The organism is Ruegeria sp. CF5, assembly GCF_056537325.1.
Map to the genome: position 1 here is coordinate 102,601 of NZ_JBQFRI010000007.1, position 17,889 is coordinate 120,489.

Annotated in this window: 16 protein-coding genes; 6 read left to right on the top strand and 10 right to left on the bottom strand. The window is 60.1% G+C overall.

All coding sequences use genetic code 11. From position 1 onward, the window contains the following. The first annotated feature begins 41 nt into the window (after positions 1-41). Positions 42-1,307, top strand: coding sequence for a diaminopimelate decarboxylase (gene lysA / locus ACR0NW_RS16495; protein WP_480451526.1), 1,266 nt, complete (start codon positions 42-44; stop codon positions 1,305-1,307). 68 nt (positions 1,308-1,375) lie between these two features. Then, on the top strand, positions 1,376-3,871 hold the full coding sequence (locus tag ACR0NW_RS16500) for a TIGR02302 family protein (protein WP_480451658.1): 2,496 nt from the start codon (positions 1,376-1,378) through the stop codon (positions 3,869-3,871). Between the two features lie 18 nt (positions 3,872-3,889). On the opposite strand, the gene ACR0NW_RS16505 is transcribed toward ACR0NW_RS16500, so the two are convergent. Next, positions 3,890-4,633, bottom strand: coding sequence for a zinc-ribbon domain-containing protein (locus tag ACR0NW_RS16505; protein WP_480451525.1), 744 nt, complete (start codon positions 4,631-4,633; stop codon positions 3,890-3,892). Positions 4,634-4,815: 182 nt separating this feature from the next. Here ACR0NW_RS16505 and ACR0NW_RS16510 point away from each other — a divergent pair, with 182 nt between their 5' ends. From ACR0NW_RS16510 to ACR0NW_RS16525, 4 genes are read left to right on the top strand one after another with little or no spacing between them, the layout of a single operon-like run. Next, a complete protein-coding gene (locus ACR0NW_RS16510; RefSeq protein WP_170654902.1) occupies positions 4,816-5,493 on the top strand; it encodes an ATP-binding cassette domain-containing protein in 678 nt (225 codons plus the stop codon). Further along, the gene (locus ACR0NW_RS16515; protein ID WP_480451523.1) at positions 5,490-6,389 is read left to right on the top strand and encodes a cell division protein FtsX; all 900 of its coding nucleotides are present in this window, start codon (positions 5,490-5,492) and stop codon (positions 6,387-6,389) included. The genes ACR0NW_RS16510 and ACR0NW_RS16515 overlap by 4 nt, the downstream gene beginning before the upstream one ends. After that, positions 6,389-7,129 carry a lysophospholipid acyltransferase family protein gene (locus ACR0NW_RS16520; protein WP_480451521.1) on the top strand — a complete coding sequence of 247 codons (741 nt, stop codon included), beginning with the start codon at positions 6,389-6,391 and terminating at the stop codon, positions 7,127-7,129. The genes ACR0NW_RS16515 and ACR0NW_RS16520 overlap by 1 nt, the downstream gene beginning before the upstream one ends. After that, positions 7,116-7,721 (top strand): pyridoxamine 5'-phosphate oxidase family protein, encoded by a 606-nt coding sequence (locus ACR0NW_RS16525; RefSeq protein WP_480451519.1) that lies wholly within the window; start codon positions 7,116-7,118, stop codon positions 7,719-7,721. Before ACR0NW_RS16520 ends, ACR0NW_RS16525 begins: the two co-directional genes overlap by 14 nt. Before the next feature lie 15 nt (positions 7,722-7,736). Here ACR0NW_RS16525 and ACR0NW_RS16530 read toward each other — a convergent pair whose 3' ends face one another. The 9 genes from ACR0NW_RS16530 to sucD form a co-directional block, all read right to left on the bottom strand. Next, positions 7,737-8,585: a tellurite resistance TerB family protein gene (locus tag ACR0NW_RS16530; protein WP_480451517.1), complete on the bottom strand. Its 849-nt coding sequence runs from the start codon at positions 8,583-8,585 to the stop codon at positions 7,737-7,739. A 163-nt stretch (positions 8,586-8,748) separates the two neighbouring features. Beyond that, on the bottom strand, positions 8,749-10,137 hold the full coding sequence (gene lpdA, locus ACR0NW_RS16535; protein ID WP_480451515.1) for a dihydrolipoyl dehydrogenase: 1,389 nt from the start codon (positions 10,135-10,137) through the stop codon (positions 8,749-8,751). Positions 10,138-10,211: 74 nt separating this feature from the next. After that, positions 10,212-10,481 (bottom strand): hypothetical protein, encoded by a 270-nt coding sequence (locus ACR0NW_RS16540; protein WP_480451514.1) that lies wholly within the window; start codon positions 10,479-10,481, stop codon positions 10,212-10,214. A 1-nt stretch (position 10,482) separates the two neighbouring features. Further along, positions 10,483-12,003, bottom strand: a complete 1,521-nt coding sequence (gene odhB / locus ACR0NW_RS16545) for a 2-oxoglutarate dehydrogenase complex dihydrolipoyllysine-residue succinyltransferase (RefSeq protein WP_480451512.1) — start codon at positions 12,001-12,003, stop codon at positions 10,483-10,485. Positions 12,004-12,006: 3 nt separating this feature from the next. Beyond that, entirely contained in the window at positions 12,007-14,964 is a 2,958-nt protein-coding gene (locus tag ACR0NW_RS16550; RefSeq protein WP_480451510.1) for a 2-oxoglutarate dehydrogenase E1 component, read from the bottom strand. 39 nt (positions 14,965-15,003) lie between these two features. After that, entirely contained in the window at positions 15,004-15,738 is a 735-nt protein-coding gene (locus tag ACR0NW_RS16555; protein ID WP_480791887.1) for a sulfotransferase family 2 domain-containing protein, read from the bottom strand. Between the two features lie 12 nt (positions 15,739-15,750). Then, a complete protein-coding gene (locus ACR0NW_RS16560) occupies positions 15,751-16,305 on the bottom strand; it encodes a DUF805 domain-containing protein (protein ID WP_480451506.1) in 555 nt (184 codons plus the stop codon). Then, on the bottom strand, positions 16,302-16,898 hold the full coding sequence (locus ACR0NW_RS16565) for a DUF805 domain-containing protein (RefSeq protein WP_480451504.1): 597 nt from the start codon (positions 16,896-16,898) through the stop codon (positions 16,302-16,304). The genes ACR0NW_RS16560 and ACR0NW_RS16565 overlap by 4 nt, the downstream gene beginning before the upstream one ends. A gap of 103 nt (positions 16,899-17,001) precedes the next feature. Further along, entirely contained in the window at positions 17,002-17,883 is an 882-nt protein-coding gene (sucD, locus tag ACR0NW_RS16570) for a succinate--CoA ligase subunit alpha (protein WP_058278790.1), read from the bottom strand. Positions 17,884-17,889 lie beyond the last annotated feature (6 nt).

Sequence of the window (17,889 nt, forward strand, 5' to 3'; positions counted from 1 at the left end):
GCTATTGATCCGCGTAGTTCTTTCGGATTAAGCGCGCAGGTATGGATCACTTTCTCTACCGCGACGGCGCGCTTTTCGCCGAAGACGTACCGATCACCGAAATAGCCGCCGCGGTGGGAACGCCGTTCTACGTCTATTCGACGGCAACCCTGTTGCGGCATTTCCAGTTGTTCGACGACGCGCTGGATGGCACCGACCACCTTGTCTGCTACGCGATGAAGGCCGCCAGCAATCAGGCGATCCTGAAAACTCTGGCGCAGGCCGGAGCGGGAATGGATGTGGTTTCGGGCGGCGAATACCTGCGGGCCAAAGCAGCGGGTGTTCCGGGGGACAGGATCGTCTTTTCCGGCGTAGGCAAGACCGCCGACGAAATCCGCACGGCCCTGACAGGGGGTATCCGCCAGTTCAACGTCGAATCCGAGCCCGAGATGGAGGTGATCAACGCCACCGCGCTGGAGCTGGGTGTTGTTGCGCCGATCACCGTTCGCGTGAACCCGGATGTGGATGCCAAAACCCATGCCAAGATCGCGACCGGCAAGTCCGAGAACAAGTTCGGTATCCCGATCGCTCGCGCGTCCGAGGTTTATGCACGCGCGGCAAGCCTGCCGGGGCTAGAGGTTGTTGGAATCGATGTCCACATCGGTTCGCAGCTGACCGAGCTTGAGCCGTTTGAGCTGGCCTACCAGAAAGTTGCTGAACTGACCGAACGGCTGCGCGCCGAGGGCCACAATATCCGCCGTCTGGATCTGGGTGGCGGTCTGGGAATTCCGTACACCCGTTCGAACGACGCGCCGCCGCTACCCGTTGAATACGGTGCACTGATCAAGAAAACCCTTGGCCATCTGGGCTGCGAGATCGAGATCGAACCCGGACGCCTGATTGCAGGCAATGCGGGTCTGATGATCAGCAAGGTGATCTATGTGAAATCAGGCGAGGGGCGCGATTTTCTGATCCTCGATGGCGCCATGAACGACCTGATCCGTCCCGCCATGTACGAGGCGCATCACGATATTATCGCCGTGCGGGAACCCGCGCCGGGGCTGGAGCCGCAGCCCTATGACATCGTCGGCCCGGTCTGCGAGACCGGTGATACTTTTGCCAAGCAACGCAACATGCCGCCGCTGGCTGCCGGTGACCTGATCGCATTCCGCAGCGCCGGCGCCTATGGCGCGGTGATGGCCAGCGAATATAACACCCGCCCCCTGATCCCCGAAGTTCTGGTCAATGGGGATCAATTCGCGGTTATTCGCCCAAGGCCAAGCTTTGACGAAATCATAAACCGCGATACCATACCTTCGTGGCTTTGACGCGATAACCGCGCGGGCCGGACAGGAGGCCCGCTTTGAGCGCCAGACAAAAGTTGCCGATTCCCCGGATGTCGCTGCTGCTGACGCATGCGGGGATGCTGGCCGAGCGGGTTCTGCGCGCGTTCTGGCCGTTTTTCTCGATCTTTATGGCGATTCTGGCCGCTCTGATGCTGGGTCTGCACGATCTGGTGATGGCCGAGGTCGTCTGGGCCGTCTTTGCGGCGGCGCTTGTGGCCCTGCTGGTCGCGGCGGGTGTCGGAATCAGGCGCTTTCACTTCCCGACAAGGGCCGAGGCGCTGGTCCGGCTGGACGAATCGCTGCCCGGTCGCCCAATTCAAGCGTTGATCGACGATCAGGCGATCGGGTCGATGGATGCGGATTCGGTCGCCATGTGGCAAGCGCATCAGGCCCGCATGGCTGCAAAAGCAACCACGGCCGAGCCGGTCAAACCCGATCTGCGGCTTGCCGCACGTGATCCTTACGCTGTGCGGTATGCGGCACTGCTGGCGCTGGTTGTCGCCTTTCTGTTCGGGTCGTTCTGGCGTATCGGCACCGTCGCGGAAATCGCGCCGGGCACGGCGGTTGCGGCACAAGGCCCGACATGGGAGGGCTGGGTTGAACCGCCGCTTCATACCGGACGGCCAGCGCTGTATCTGGCCGATCAGGAGGACGGCGCCCTGAGCGTTCCCGAAGGCAGCCGGATAACATTGCGTTTTTACGGTGAAGTCGGTGGTCATTCCCTGACTGAAACAACCTCGGTCACCGGAACCGAAGCAGCCACTGCGCCTGAGCAGGATTTTGTGGCAACGCGCCCCGGTGTGATGCGAATTGAAGGCCCGATGGGTCGTGAATGGGTGATCGGTATCGTGGCCGATGAAGCACCGCAGGTTGCAGTGACCGGCGCGGCGGCAACAGGTGCTGGTGGCCAGATGACGCTGCCCTTCATCGCCAGCGACGATTACGGGGTGGTTTCCGGTTCCGCTCGTATCGATCTTGATCTTGCGTCGGTGAACCGCCGCTATGGTCTGGCGACCGAGCCGGACATCCGGCAGGCCGTCACGATCGATCTGCCAATGCCCATCGCCGGGGACCGGGCCGAATTCAGCGAAGATCTGATCGAAGATTTTTCCCAGCACCCCTGGGCACATCTGCCAGTGAAGATCATTCTGTCGGTCGAGGACGCAGCCGGTCAGAAGTCGCAATCCGAGGTCCTTGCCACAAACCTGCCCGCGCGTCGGTTCTTTGATCCGCTGGCTGCGGCCGTTATCGAACAACGCCGCGATCTGCTTTGGGCGCGGGCCAACGCGCCGCGCATCGCCCAGATTTTGCGCGCTGTCTCGCACCGGCCCGAGGACCTGTTCCGCTCGGACACGGCCTATCTGCGCCTGCGCGTGACACTGCGCAGGCTCGAAACTTATACCGAATATGGGCTGACGTCCGAACAGCAGGCCGAAATAGCCCAGGCGCTGTGGGATCTGGCCATCCTGCTTGAAGACGGAACTCTGGCCGATGCGCTGGAACGGATGCGTCAGGCGCAGGAGCGTTTGTCCGAAGCGATGCAGAACGGCGCCAGCGATCAGGAAATCGCCCGGCTGATGCAGGAACTGCGTGACGCTACCGACGATTACCTGCGGCAGCTTCAACGTCAGGCACAAGAAAACGGCGACGATCAGGGCCAGCCGGGCCAGAACGGTGAAAGCATCCAGATGTCGCAGAACGATCTGCAACGCATGATGGACCGGATTCAGGAACTGATGGAACAGGGCCGGATGGCCGAGGCACAGCAGGCGCTGGAAGAGTTCCAGCAGATGATGGAAAACATGCGCGTCACCCAAGGGCAGGGTGGGCAATCCGAAGGTCAGCAGGCAATGGAAGGTCTGGCCGAAACCCTGCGCGAACAACAAGGTCTCAGCGATCAAGCGTTCCGTGATTTGCAGGAACAGTTCAACCCCGGCGCACAGGCCGGTGAAAGCCGGGGCAACGAGGGCACCTCGGGCGGTCAGGGCCGGGGTCGAAGCCACGAAGGCCAGGGTGGCCAGGGCCAAGGTCAGGATGAGGCGGGGCAAGGTCAGCAGGGGCAAGGTAGTCTGGCTGATCGTCAGCAGGCCCTGCGCGAAGAACTCCGCCGTCAGGAGCAGGGCTTGCCACGTACCGGCACATCCGAAGGTGAGGCCGCCCGTGAGGCGCTGGAACGTGCCGGGCGCGCGATGGAAAACGCAGAGGGCGCGCTGCGCGACAATGATCTTGCGGAAGCCATTGACCGCCAGTCAGAAGCCATGGAGGCCCTGCGCGAAGGAATGCGGTCTCTGGGTGAAGATATGGCGCAGCAATCCCAGCCGGGTCAGGGAACGCAGGACGGTGATATGCAGGCGACCAATCGCGACCCGTTGGGAAGAAATCCGGGCAGCGTGGGCGCCTTTGATACAGACGAAAACCTGTTGGGACGCGAAGATGTCTATCGACGCGCCCGCGAGTTGCTGGAGGAAATCCGCCGCCGCTCGGGTGAATCGGACCGGCCCCGGATCGAACTGGAATACCTCAAACGCCTGCTGGAGCGTTTCTGATCCGACCCTAGGGTCCGGTCATTCCTGTGGTGCGGAGCCAGCAGCCTGAGATTCCAGCCAGATGCGCGCCTGATCCACCAGCGACACATAAGGCTTCAGTATCGGTTCGGCCTGAGGAACCGCATCGCTGATCTGGCGCGCGTTTCCGTAGACCAGATACAGAACGATACCGATGGTCAGGATCAGCCCGAAACCACGTATGAATCCGCCGGATTTGCGCGGGGGTTCGGTGGCTTCCGGCGTGTCGTCGGCAGTATCGCTGCGCAGTGTCGTGCTGATCGCTTCGACATCCGGCAAGACATCCCGACGCGATCCTTCAGACGCGGTTTCCGTTGCTGCAGGCCTTTTTGGTGCGACTTTGGCCTCGGGCTCGGTGTGCGCCTCCAGACCCAGATCCGGCTGGCTTTCTAGATTTTCGGTTTCCTGCGCCCGCAATCCGGCCTCGCGTTCGGCTTCTTCACGCAGGATGCTGGCAACCGATGGGTCCAGATTGCTGTCACTGTCCGTTTTCGGAGGCTTCGGCGCGTCGACCTCGGGTGTCTCGGCCTCGGCAGTATCCTCGACCTTGACCTCGGTTGCGGCGACCTGCTCGGGCTCTTTGGCTTGGGATGGTTCAGGCTCAACATCCGTCGGTTTTGACGGTGTCTTTTCCTGAAACCACGTTTCCTCGCAATTGGAACACTGCACGTCCCGTCCGCCCTCGGGGATAACCTCGTCCGGTACCTCGTATTGTGCGCTGCATTTCGGACATGTAAGACGCATACTGCCTCCGGGCCTGCCTTGTGATCTGATAGTAGTTTTTTCAGGAATGATATTCCGTTAATACCTGCGAGCAAAGGGCGTTTTCGGTTTCGTGGGGCAAGTGTCGCCAATTCGACCCGCTACCGGCATTGAAACTGTCCGGGGGCTGGGGCAAGAAGAACGCCAAACCAAAGGGGGCAGGTGTGATCGAGCTGGAAAACGTCAGCTACAGCTACGGCGGAGGGGAGTTGCTGAGCAACGTTTCGATGCAGTTAAAGCCCGGCTCGTTTCATTTTCTGACCGGCCCGTCCGGGGCCGGAAAGACCACGCTTCTCAAGCTCTGTTATGGTGCATTGTTGCCCACCGCAGGGCGGCTGAGCGTCTTTGACGAAAACGTCGCTGGACTGGACCGGGACCAGATGGCCGTGCTGCGCCGCCGGATCGGGGTGGTGCATCAGGACTGCCGCTTTCTCGATCACATGACGGTGGCCGAAAACGTCTCGTTGCCGCTGATGGTATCGGGGCGCGGAGTGGCCGACGAGCAGGACAACCTGAACGAATTGCTTCAATGGGTGGGGCTGGGTGCCCGGCTGGACGCGCATCCGCCTGAATTGTCCGGTGGTGAACGACAGCGCGCGGCGCTGGCCCGTGCGGTCATCCTTTCGCCGGATGTGGTGCTGGCTGACGAGCCGACCGGCAATGTGGACTGGGACATGTCGCAACGGCTGTTGCGCCTGCTGGTCGAACTGAACCGGATGGGCAAGACCGTATTGATCGCAACCCACGACCTGAGCCTGATCCGCGCAGCAAAAAGCCAGATTCAGGCGCGCGTTCTTCGTATCTCGCAGCGGCGCCTGCAACTGGCGGGGGCAGATCTGTGAGCAAGGGCGACATCCGCAACCTGCTGCATGCAGACAAACGCGCCGACCGGGTGGTGCCGCCAACCGGGATCACGGCGCAGTTAACTCTGTTTGTGTCGGGGGCCATGGCCTTTCTGGCCGTTTTTGCGCTGGCGCTCTCGCTTGCGTCTGGCCGTCTGGCCGACCGCTGGGCCTCAGAGCTTGCAGGCGCCGCGACGTTGCGCATCAATGCGCCCGCCGATCAGCGCGCAGCACAGACCGAGACGGCGCTGAAAGTTCTGCAGCAAACCCCCGGCGTTGCCTCGGCCCGGGCGCTGACAACCGAAGAACAGGCCGCGTTGCTGGCTCCGTGGTTCGGCCCCGATCTGCCGCTCGACAGCCTGCCGGTTCCCCAGTTGATCGAGATTACCGAAGGTGAGCCGGGCATCGACACCATGGGTCTGCGCCTGCGGCTTGGGGCCGAGGTTCCGGGCGCCGTGCTGGACGATCATACACGCTGGCGCGAACCTCTGGTGGATGCCGCCGTCTCGCTCAGGCGTGTGGGCCTGATCTCGATCCTGCTGATTGGCGGGGCCACTGCGGCAATGATCACGCTGGCAGCCAATGCCTCGCTGGCTGCGAACGCGCAGGTGATCGAGGTGTTACGCCTGATCGGGGCGAAAGACCGCTTCATCGCCGGTGCATTCGTGCGCCGCTTTACCTATCGCGCCCTGTTCGGTTCTGCCGTCGGAACGCTGTTTGGCATGACCGGCGTCCTGCTGCTGCCCGAGGCATCGGATGCGGGCGGGTTTCTGACCGGTCTTGGGTTTCAGGGCATCGGCTGGGTTCTGCCCGCTCTGATCCCTCTGTTGGGTGCAGTCGTGGCGTTTTTCGCCACATGGAACGCGGCACGCCGCAAGTTAAAGGAGCTTTCGTGATGGCCCTGGCAATTCAGTGGGTGCGGTCGCTTGTTTTCACGATCCTGATGTACGTCTGGATGCTGTTTCTGGGGCTTCTGTTTGCGCCTTATGCACTGGTCACCAAAAGGGGTGCCTTGCAGGCATGCAAGCTGTACGCGCGCAGTACGATCTGGCTGGCGCGATGGATGGTCGGCATCCGCAGCGAGGTGCGCGGGCCGGTCCCGACCGGCGAGGTGATGATCGCGGCGAAACACCAGTCGTTCTTTGACATTCTGATCATTTTCGACGCGGTGCCGCATGCCAAATTCATCATGAAACGAGAGCTTTTGTGGACACCCATCATCGGCATCTACGCCAAGCGGCTCGGGTGCATTCCCGTCGACCGAGGCAGGAAGGGTGCAGCGATCGCAAAGATGGTCAAGGACGTTGCCCGCGAATTCTCTGAACCCGGCCAGCTTGTGATCTACCCGCAGGGAACCCGGGTCGCACCGGGGGCGAAGAAACCCTATAAGGTCGGTACCGCCGTTCTGTACGAAGGGCTTGAAAACCCCTGTGTTCCGGCGGCGACAAATGTTGGGGTTTTCTGGCCCAGAACAGGCATCCTGCGCAAACCCGGCCACGCGATTGTGGAATTTCTCGAACCGATCGCACCGGGGGTCCGCAAAAACGATTTCATGGCGCGGCTCGAGGATATGGTCGAGACGCGCTCGAACGAACTGATGCGCGAAGTGGGGTTTGATCCGGATGCAGTTCATTGAAGATATTGCGGCGCTTGAGGCGCTTTATGGTTCCCCGGGCGCTCCGGCCCTGCGCAAGGTGGCCCGCCGCCTGACACCGCTTTATCGGCAATGGATCATGGCCTCTCGCATTTGCGTGCTCAGCACGGTCGGACCGGAAGGCGTCGATGGCAGCCCGCGCGGCGACGATGGGCCGGTGGTGCTCGAGCTTGACCCGGGCACGCTGGCCTTGCCGGACTGGCGCGGCAACAACCGGCTGGATTCGCTGCGCAACATCGTGCGCGACCCGCGCGTGGCGCTGATGTTCATGGTGCCCGGATCGAACAATGTGGTGCGTTTGAACGGCAGGGCGCGCCTGACCGCAGACGAGGCATTGCGCGATCGGTTTGAAAAGAATGGAAAACGCCCTGCGACCGTGATCGTGATAGAGATCGAAGAAATCTACACACAATGCGCGCGCGCCCTCATCCGGGCGAAAACATGGGCGGGCGCGGATGAAAGTCCGCAGTTGCCAACCGTCGGTGAGATACTGGCCGAAATGACAGACGGAGAAGAAGGCGGCGCGCGCTATGATCAGGAATGGGGTGCACGCGCAGCAAAGACGATGTGGTAGGATTGTCGGCTCGGTTTAAGCGGGTGCGGCGGTGATGGACTGGAAGATCGACCTGACCTCATCCGCGCCGATCTTCAGCCCGTTGGCCAGTTTCTGAACAAACTCCATTTCGCGTTTGTCCAGATCGCCATCCGCGCCGATGACCATCAGAACGGCCCGTATGACCAGCCGTTTCTGATCCGCACTCAAACCCTTTCCGAATGCTGCGAATTGCAGATCGGTCGGCTTGGCCTCGGCCAGATCGTACATGCGGCGGATGCGGGCTTCGTCGAAGGTTTCCCCGGTCATTTGCATGGCGATATCGGCCATCAGGGCAATTTCATTTTCGTCCAGCCTGCCGTCCGCCTTTGCGGCGTGGCACATGGCATCCATGGCCTTAACCGCAGCGGGCGCAGCGCCTTTCATTTCCGCGGTACGCTTGTTTGTTCTTGCAGTGCGGCCTGCCCATTTGACTCCCACAAACCCCACCAACAGCACAATTACCGCCAACCCCCAAAAGCCGGAGATCATGTCATTCATCGACATCGCGGGTTGATCTGGCAGGTCCTTCGGAATGTCGCCAAGCGCCTTTCCCTGTGCCATTTCAGTGGCTGTAACAGCATAATATCCGTCAGTCTCGCATTTGTTCGCGGCCAGCGAATACCCCTTGGAACTGCGCCAGACACCTGCATACATGACGTGAGTTTTCTTGGTCAGATGACACAACGACAGATGCTGTCCGGAATTATCGGTGATCTGCGTGTCCGCAACAAAACTCATCTGCTCGGACGTGCCCCAGACCGCTCCGCCGCGCCGGGCCTGTGCTTCGTCGCCGAAGAAAATGGTAAAGGTAATCGTTGCTGCGCATAAAATCAGAAACCGCATTGGTGCCTCAATGATTGATTTGTGAAAACGGCGATCCCAGTTTCAATTCAGGGTCGCTACAACTTTGGCAGTTCAACCCTAGGGAGAGCAAAATTGAGGCTGATTGGCGTCAATAAAAAGGCAAGCCATTTGGCCTGCCTCTTCAGGTTTCTATTTGCGGTCGTCAGCTGTGAATCGGGCCGTCGCCGCAGGCCAAAGCTGCCTCGCGCACAGCCTCGGAATAGGTCGGATGTGCATGGCAGGTCAGGGCCAGATCCTCGGCAGATGCGCCGAACTCCATCGCGACACAGACCTCGTGAATCAATTCACCCGCTGCCGGACCGATGATATGCGCCCCCAGAATACGGTCGGTTTCCTTGTCGGCGAGGATTTTCACGAACCCGTCTGGCGCCAGTGTGGCCTTGGCCCGGCCGTTGCCCATGAACATGAACTTGCCCACCTTGTAGGCGCGCCCCTGTTCCTTGAGCGTCTGTTCCGTCTCACCCACGTTGGCCACTTCGGGCGCAGTGTAGATCACGCCGGGAATGACCCCATAGTTCACATGACCATGCTTGCCCGCCACCTGTTCCGCAGCGGCCATGCCCTCGTCTTCGGCCTTGTGCGCCAGCATCGGCCCCTCGGTCACGTCGCCAATTGCATAGATGCCGGGAATATTGGTCTGCCAGTCGGCACCGACCTTGATCTGGCCATGTTTGGTCATCTCGACACCCAAGGCATCCAGCCCCAGACCCTCGGAATAAGGGCGGCGACCGGTGGCCAGCAGAACGGTATCAGCGTCGATGACATGCTCGCTGTCATCCTTGCGCAGCTTGTAGGTCACCTTGGCCTTGGTTTTGGTCGCTTCGGTCTTTTGCACCGCCGCGCCCATGATGAACTTCAGGCCCTGCTTCTTGAGGATGCGCTGAAAGGTTTTCTGCACCTCGCCATCCATGCCGGGTGTAATCACGTCGAGGAATTCGATCACCGTCACCTCGGCGCCCAGACGACTATAGACCGAGCCCAGCTCCAGCCCGATCACACCCGCGCCGATCACGACCATCTTCTTCGGAATCTTGCCCAGCTCAAGCGCGCCCGTCGACGTCACGACAACCTTTTCGTCAACCTCCACACCGGGCAGCGAGGCCGCTTCGGACCCGGATGCGATGATGATATTCTTGGCTTCGTGAACTTCGTCACCCACCTGAACCTTGCCGGCGGCAGGGATCGATCCCCAGCCTTTGATCCAGTCGATCTTGTTCTTCTTGAACAGGAACTCGATGCCCTTGGTGTTGCCTTCGATCACTTCGTTCTTGTAGGCCAGCATCTGTTTCCAGTCGACCGAAGGGGTTTTCCCCTTCAGACCCATCTTGGCAAAGTTGTGCTCGGCCTCGTGCAACTGGTGGCTGGCATGCAGCAGCGCCTTGGAGGGGATGCAGCCGACGTTCAGGCATGTGCCGCCCAGCGTCTCGCGCCCCTCGACAACGGCGGTTTTCAACCCCAGTTGCGCGCAACGGATCGCACAGACATAGCCGCCGGGCCCGGCGCCGATTACGATGACGTCATAGTTAGCCATTATACTCTCCTAAATCGACCGGGTTGACCGGTGTCTGCAGGACCCGATTTTACCGGATCACTGCACGTCGTTCTTCAAACAGGTTCCAGCAGCTTGATCGAGATATGCGCAATACCGCCGCGTTCGTGGTGCATCGACAGTTCCTCAGATCCGAAAAAGGCCCGGGCCTTGTCCAGATTCGTGACCTCGAACATGGCGATTGCGTGATCCTTCTGATCGGGATCGCGCCAGACGTGCAGGTCGCGGATACCCGCGGCCTTGCGCATCGGTTTGTCCTCGCGGAACACTTTCAGCCAGACATCAAAATCGGCCACATCGGCCTGCCAGAGTACATGTGTCGCCATTTTACAGATCCATCAGCAGGCGGCGCGGGTCTTCCAGCGCCTCTTTCACGCGAACAAGGAAGGTCACGGCACCTTTGCCGTCAACGATCCGGTGATCATAGGACAGGGCCAGATACATCATCGGGCGAATCTTGATCTCGCCGTTGATGACCATCGGGCGGTCCTGAATCTTGTGCATACCCAGAATGCCGGACTGCGGCGGGTTCAGGATCGGCGAAGACATCAACGAGCCGTAGACGCCACCGTTCGAGATGGTGAAGGTGCCGCCCTGCATCTCGGCCATGCTCAGCTTGCCTTCGCGGGCGCGCTTGCCTTTTTCGGCGATGGCTTTCTCGATGGCTGCAAAGGACATCGCATCGGCGTCGCGGATCACCGGCACCACCAGTCCCTGCGGGGTCCCGGCAGCGACACCCATATGCACGAAGTTCTTGTAGACGATGTCGGTGCCGTCGATCTCGGCGTTGACTTCGGGAACCTCTTTCAGCGCATGACAGCAGGCCTTGGTGAAGAAGGACATAAAGCCCAGACGCACGCCGTGCTTCTTTTCGAACTGGTCCTTGTACTGATTGCGCAGGGCCATCACCTCGGTCATGTCCACCTCGTTATAGGTGGTCAGGATGGCTGCGGTGTTCTGGGCGTCCTTCAGACGCTTGGCGATGGTCTGGCGCAAACGGGTCATGCGCACGCGTTCTTCGCGCGCCGCATCCTCGGCGGCGACTGGTGCACGCGGAGCCTGCGCCGCAGCGGCGGGTGCCGCCGCTGCAGGCGCCGGGGCCGTGGCCGCTGCGACGGCTTTTGCCACGTCTTCTTTCATGATGCGTCCGTCGCGTCCCGTTCCGGTTACTTGATCCGCCGACAATCCGGCCTCGGCCATGGCCTTTTCCGCCGATGGTGCATTGGCCACATCCTTGGCTGCGCCGGTGGTGGCAACCGCAGGCGTCACCGCTGCTGCGGGGGCCGCAGGAGCCGGGCTTGCGCCCGATGCGGCGCCCGAAATCACGGCCAGTTTGGCCGATGCATCCACCGTAGTGCCTTCGGGGGCCACAATCTCGGCCAGGACACCCGCCGCAGGGGACGGAACCTCGACCGAGACCTTGTCGGTTTCCAGCTCGCACAGCATCTCGTCCTGCGCCACGCTATCGCCGACTTTCTTGAACCATGTCGAAACGGTCGCCTCGCTGACCGATTCACCAAGTGTCGGCACCATAACGTCGACGCTGCCTCCTGCAGGGGCTGGTGCAACCGTCGGTTCAGGCGCCGCAGCAGGTGCCGGTGCAGCCCCTTCTCCGGCAGTGATGGTGGCCAGCAGGGCGTTGACACCCACCGTCTCGCCTTCGGCGGCGACAATCTCACCCATGACACCGGCGGCGGGCGAGGGCACCTCGACCGTTACCTTGTCGGTCTCCAGCTCACAGAGCATCTCATCAACCGCGACGGCGTCGCCGGGTTTCTTAAACCATGTCGCAACCGTGGCTTCGGTTACCGACTCGCCAAGCGTGGGAACACGAACTTCAATCGTCATCGCTTACTTTCCTTCGATGCTCAGCGCTTCGTTGACGAGCGCTTCTTGTTGGGCTTTGTGCTGGCTGGCCAGACCCGTCGCGGGCGAGGCCGAAGTTGCGCGACCCACATAGCGGGGTCGTTTGTAATCGGCGCCGATGCGGGTCAGCACCCATTCGATATTGGGCTCGATAAAGGTCCAGGCCCCCTGATTTTTGGGTTCTTCCTGACACCAGACCATCTCGGCCCCTTTGAAGCGCTCAAGCTCGTTGATCAGCGAGTGCGCCGGGAAGGGATAAAACTGCTCGATCCGCATCAGATAGACGTCGTCGATACCGCGCGCGTCGCGTTCTTCCAGCAGGTCGAAATAGACCTTGCCGGAACACATCACCACGCGCTTGATCTTGTCGTCCTTGACCAGCTTGGTGTCCGAGTTGCCTTTCTGCGCGTCATCCCACAGCACCCGGTGGAAACTGGACCCGGTGGTGAAATCCTCGGCTGGGCTGACGGCCAGCTTGTGGCGCAGCAGCGACTTGGGCGTCACCAGGATCAGCGGCTTGCGGAAGGTCCGGTGCAGCTGACGGCGCAGGATGTGGAAATAGTTTGCAGGCGTCGTGCAGTTTGCCACGATCCAGTTGTCCTGCCCGCACATCTGAAGATAGCGTTCCAACCGCGCCGAGCTGTGTTCGGGGCCTTGCCCCTCAAAGCCGTGCGGCAGCAGACAGACCAGACCGGACATGCGCAGCCACTTGCTCTCGCCCGAACTAATGAACTGGTCGAACATGATCTGCGCGCCGTTGGCGAAATCGCCGAACTGCGCCTCCCACAGGACCAGCGCGTTGGGTTCCGCCAGCGAATATCCGTATTCAAAGCCCAGCACCGCATATTCGCTGAGCATCGAGTCGATCACCTCGTAATTCGACTGCCCCGCGCGAATGTTGTTCAGCGGATAATACCGTTCTTCGGTTTCCTGATGGATGAACCCGGAATGACGCTGGCTGAAGGTACCGCGCGTTGCGTCCTGCCCGGCCAGACGTACCGGATAACCCTCGGTCAGCAGCGAGCCGAACGCCAGCGCCTCACCCGTGGCCCAGTCAAAGCCCGTGCCGCTGTCGAACATCTGTTTCTTGTGATCCAGCAGGCGGCCCACGGTCTTGTGCAGGGCATAACCCTCGGGTGCGCGGGTCAGCGATGCCCCGACCTCGGCCAGCGTTTCCGGCGTGATCGCGGTTTCGCCGCGCACATATTCTTCTTTGCTCTTGTCCATGTGCGACCAGCGGCCGTCCAGCCAATCGGCCTTGTTCGGCTTGTAGTCCTTTCCAGCATCGAACTCGTCGTTCAGATGAGCCTGGAACGCGGCCTTCATGTCCTCGATCTCGCCCTCGGGGATCAGGCCGTCCTTGACCAGTCGCTCGGTATACAGGCTCAGCGTGGTCTTATGGGTCTTGATCTTCTTGTACATGATCGGGTTGGTGAACATGGGCTCGTCGCCCTCGTTATGACCGAACCGGCGATAGCAGAAGATGTCGATGACCACGTCCTTGTGGAACTTCTGTCGGAATTCGGTAGCCACCTTCGCCGCGTGCACAACCGCTTCGGGGTCGTCGCCGTTCACGTGAAAGATCGGCGCCTCGACCATCAGTGCGATATCGGTCGGGTAGGGGCTGGACCGGCTGAAATGCGGTGCGGTGGTAAACCCGATCTGGTTGTTCACCACGATATGCATCGTACCGCCCGTCTTGTGTCCGCGCAGGCCCGACAGGCCAAACCCTTCGGCCACCACACCTTGTCCGGCAAAGGCCGCGTCCCCGTGCAGAAGGATGCCCATGACCCGGGTGCGGTCACTGTCTTTTTTCTGATCCTGCTTGGCGCGGACCTTTCCCAGTACAACCGGGTTGACCGCCTCGAGGTGCGACGGGTTGGCCGTTAGCGACAGGTGCACAGTGTTGCCGTCAAACTCGCGATCGCTGGATGCACCCAGATGATATTTCACATCACCCGATCCATCGACCTCTTCCGGTTTGAAGCTGCCGCCCTGGAACTCGTTGAAAATGGCGCGATAGGGCTTGGCCATCACGTTGGCCAGAATGTTCAGACGCCCGCGATGCGGCATCCCGATCACGATATCCTCAAGACCCAGCGCCCCGCCGCGCTTGATGATCTGTTCCATCGCGGGGATCAGGGCCTCGCCGCCATCCAGGCCGAACCGCTTGGTGCCCATGTATTTGACATGCAGGAACTTCTCGAACCCTTCGGCCTCGACCATTTTGTTCAGGATGGCCTTGCGCCCCTCGCGGGTGAATGAGATTTCCTTGCCATACCCCTCGATCCGTTCTTTCAGCCAGGCGGCCTGTTCGGGATCGGAAATATGCATGTACTGCATCGCGAATGTGCCGCAATAGGTACGCTTCACGATCTCGACGATCTGCCGCATGCTGGCCATCTGCAGGCCCAGCACGTTGTCGATAAAGATCGGGCGATCCATGTCCCCGTCGGTGAAGCCATAGGTCTTTGGATCAAGCTCGGGGTGCGGCGTGGTCGCGCGCATGCCCAGCGGGTCCAGATCAGCCACCAGATGGCCCCGGATGCGATAGGCCCGGATCAGCATCAGCGCCCGGATCGAATCCAGTACCGCGCGCTTGATCTGTTCGTCGCTGACCGTAACGCCTGTTGCGGCGGCCTTGTCCCTGATCTTGGTGCCGGCCGCCTTGGCGTCGACCTCGGCCCATTCGCCGGTCAGTGCGCCCGTCAGGTCATCGCTTGGCATCGGCGGCCAGTCGGCGCGCGCCCATGACGGCCCTTCGGCCTCTTTGCGAACATCCGGCTCGGCGTCACCCATGGCCTTGAAGAATTCGGCCCAGGCGGCATCCACTGCGCCGGGGTCCTTGGCATACTGGGCGTATAACTGCTCCAGATATTCGGCATTGTGCCCCTGCATAAAGCTTGAGGCATGAAAGGCAGAGTTGGGCGTTTGTTCGGTCATTGTGGGACCTCGAATGGGTAGGCGGTTTCGTTTCTGATTTCAGTTTTGCGGGTGGTCCGGATAATCCAGAGCCTCAAAGACCCAGTCCATCTTTCGCCGCACGATTTCTATCGTTTCCGGGTCGAAGTAATCGGACACAGGGATATCCTTTCGTCGTTCGCTCATTGACTTCTCATGAGGCAGATCAAAGCTGTTCTCCGCCAGCCCAAAGCCAGCATAGGTTTCATTCAGGTCGGAAAGCAGATGTTCTTTTCGAATAAATCGATTGATGATCAACTTGTCGTCGACGGACACGATTTCCCAATCGTTGCTCCAGTTTTCTGACAGGATGAAAGCTCTGAACTGTTTGAATTCTGTACTTGCATCCTCAGACGGAAGGTTTCGCCGATGTTTCCTGAAGTGAAACTGTGAAACCGCCCGGTCAAACGGATCTCTCACGTTTGCGATCTTTGTGTAGGACTCGAATGTCCTGCGCCCCAGGTTTTCTTTGACCTCCTGAGCAGGCATGTGATTGCGCCACGGGTGGTTGCGCCAGAAATGCCATTTTGGCCGCCGCCGGTCCGATACCTCTCCTCTGGCGCCAACTATCCCATATCTGGAAGTACGGACCTCTCCAGGTTGCAAAACACCCAGACCAGGCTCTTCGCACAAAGGCTGCAACGCCTTTTCCGCCGAAGTGCCCGCCGTCTTTGTCGTCTTCAAGTATATAAAGCGGTGTTCATAACAAACGAGAACCATTTCACTGATCCTTCCCGATGTACGATTTATCGGCATCTACTTTACTCATTAACTCGAACTCGGCCGTTGGGATTCATTGGATGGGTTGGGACCGTATTGATTGGCGCCTGGCTGGCTGGGTCGCGTCAGCCACCACAGCACCAGAAGGGGCGACACAAACAGAACCAGCAGTGTCGGAATAACCACCAGCAGCGTTGCTCGGGTCAGAAGGATATCCATCGTGCCGCCGTGGAATTGGCTGGCGATGCCGATACCAAAGATCAGAACCGCAAATGCACCAACCATCAGCAGGATCGGCAGCAAGGCAAAAATCCCACTGCGCCCGGTATCATGCATCCGGCGGAAGGCGACGGCCAGATGCGGGACGAAGACGATCAGCCCTACGATGCTTTGGACAGGGCGCGAGGACGTGGCGGTGACGGATTTCACCTCATCGGTTTCGGCTACCGAGACCTGTGTGAAGAACTGCCAGTCGATGATCCCGGCGATGATGTTCCAGATCACGATGAACAGGAAAAAGAACCAGTATTCTGGGCGTGAAGCGCGCCCCGAAAAGGTGAAGAACTTGGCGAAACAGGTTCGGATGGCGTCAGAGAAGGTCATGGCGCGACCTCTCCATCATTCTCTATTGGGTCAAAGCGATTTCGGTTTTGCTCAGATTGCCGCGCCAACCAGACGATCACACAAATCACACTAATAACAGCGATGAGCCACGCAATCATAAACATTGTGCCACTTTGAGGCATCCTCATCGTTTCCGCTATATCGAACTCTGCCGGAATTGCACTGTGATCAATTGCGACAGGTTGTGACGTTAGAAAGAGAATCGAAGCCGAAAGAGCGAACGCAGGAATCGGCAAGAGTACATGCCAACCCGGGCGGCCAATGTCGTGCATTCGTCGCCAAGCTGCAGAAAGAAGAGGTATTGCTGTTACTAGTTGTAGAGCAAACCCCATCCAGCCGCCGTCATAGGAGTGATGGGTTACCAAGCTTTGTGTCTGTTCACCTTGCGAGTTGACTGACACCTGAAAACTCTGGGTTACGGTTGGTCCGAAAAGCACAGAATTCAGAATTGCAACCACGACTGATGCGAGCAGCAGGAATAGTACAAATTTCCAGAATTCAGGCCGAGAGGCTCTTCCCGAGAAGACAAAGTATTTTGAGAAGCAGCTACGTGTGGCTTCAATAATCGTCATCATACTTCCCGGGGCGCATCTCAGTTTCAAACAGGGCGGACGCTAGCCGTCCACCCTGGCTACCGAGCTTAGCTCTCAGAGCATATGCCCGGTCCTCGGTCACTTACCCAATCGCTTCCAGAACAGCCTCACCCAGCTGCGCCGGGCTTTCAGCCACGACGATACCGGCACTGCGCATGGCTTCGATCTTGTCCTCAGCACCGCCCTTGCCACCGGCGACAATCGCGCCTGCGTGGCCCATACGACGGCCCGGAGGGGCCGTACGGCCCGCGATGAAACCAGCGGTCGGCTTTTTGCGGCCCTTCTTGGCCTCATCCGCCAGGAACTGCGCGGCCTCTTCCTCGGCCGAGCCACCAATCTCACCGATCATGATGATCGACTCGGTCTCGTCATCGGCCAGGAACCATTCCAGCACGTCGATATGTTCGGTGCCTTTGATCGGGTCGCCGCCGATGCCGACGCAGGTGGACTGGCCCAGACCCACATCGGTGGTCTGCTTGACGGCCTCATAGGTCAGGGTGCCTGAACGCGACACAACGCCGACCGAGCCGCGCTTGTGGATGTGGCCGGGCATGATGCCGATCTTGCAGGCGTCCGGAGTAATCACACCGGGGCAGTTCGGGCCGATTAGGCGCGATTTGCTGCCTTCCAGCGCACGCTTCACCTTCATCATGTCCAGAACCGGGATACCTTCGGTGATGCAGACGATCACTTCCATCTCGGCGTCAATCGCTTCGAGGATCGAGTCAGCCGCAAAGGGCGGCGGCACGTAGATCACGGAGGCATTGGCTTCGGTCACGTGCTTGGCTTCGTGGACCGAGTTGAACACGGGCAGGTCAAGGTGGGTCATCCCACCTTTGCCGGGGGTCACGCCGCCGACCATCTTGGTGCCATAGGCAATGGCCTGTTCAGAGTGGAAGGTGCCCTGCGAGCCGGTAAAGCCCTGACAGATCACTTTGGTATTTTCGTCGATGAGGACTGCCATCTGGCG